Origin of the sequence: Lacisediminihabitans profunda, from assembly GCF_008040105.1 — a bacterium.
GTDB classification, from domain to species: Bacteria; Actinomycetota; Actinomycetes; order Actinomycetales; family Microbacteriaceae; genus Lacisediminihabitans; species Lacisediminihabitans profunda.
Map to the genome: position 1 here is coordinate 1 of NZ_VRMG01000094.1, position 301 is coordinate 301.

General features: G+C 69.8%; 1 pseudogene. It reads left to right on the forward strand.

The features are described 5' to 3' along the window. Positions 1-11 precede the first annotated feature (11 nt). Positions 12-301 (forward strand): annotated as a pseudogene (locus FVP33_RS19200) (peptidase S53); the annotation flags it as partial.

Sequence of the window (301 nt, forward strand, 5' to 3'; positions counted from 1 at the left end):
GAGCCGTTTCGGTGAGCTCCACCCCGATCGAGCTCGGGCCGATTTATCGTTTTCCGCCCGGCACAGACGGCTCGGGCCAGAGCATCGCGATCATCGAACTCGGCGGCGGGTTCGCCCAGGCCGAGCTCTCGACCTACTTCACAAGCCTCGGCATCACGGGCCCCACGGTCACGGCGGTCGGGGTGGACGGAGCGAAGAACCAGCCGGGCAAGGACCCAGCCGGCGCCGGCGGCGAGGTGCTTCCCGACATCCAGGTGGCCGGCGCCCTCAGCCCGGGGTCCGCGATGGTCGTCTACTTCGC